Origin of the sequence: Curtobacterium sp. P97, from assembly GCF_023712445.1 — a bacterium.
Lineage (GTDB): Bacteria > Actinomycetota > Actinomycetes > Actinomycetales > Microbacteriaceae > Curtobacterium.
On sequence record NZ_JAMAYF010000106.1, the window covers coordinates 1 to 459 of the forward strand.

1 protein-coding gene is annotated in these 459 nt (G+C 74.5%); it reads left to right on the top strand.

Annotated elements, in window-relative coordinates; translation table 11 throughout:
- Nucleotides 1-387, top strand: a 387-nt coding sequence (locus M3677_RS17180) for a zinc-binding dehydrogenase (protein ID WP_251161162.1), incomplete at its 5' end; no start/stop codon positions are given.
- Nucleotides 388-459: the final 72 nt, after the last annotated feature.

Sequence of the window (459 nt, forward strand, 5' to 3'; positions counted from 1 at the left end):
GTGGTGAAGGCCGCCGGCGGGGCCGACGTCGTGCTGGACAACATGGGCGCGGCCTACCTGCCGCGCAACGTCGACGCCCTGGCCCCCGACGGCCGGATTACGATCATCGGCATGCAGGGCGGCGTCAAGGCCGAGCTGAACATCGGGGCGCTGCTGGCCAAGCGCGGCAGCGTGCACGCCATGGGGCTGCGCGGGCGCCCGGTCGAGGGGCCGCACGGCAAGGGCGCGATCATCGCCGAGGTGCGCCGGCACGTGTGGCCCGACGTCGAGGCCGGCCGGGTGCGCCCCGTCGTGCACACTCGGCGGCCCATGGCCCGCGCGGCCGACGGCCACCGCATCCTCGAGGAGAGCTCGCACACCGGCAAGGTGCTGCTGGTCAACGACTAGAGAAAGGACCCGACTGCCCCCCCCCCCCACACACACACACGTCACGCTGCGCGCGCCGCGGGCCCCTGCAGC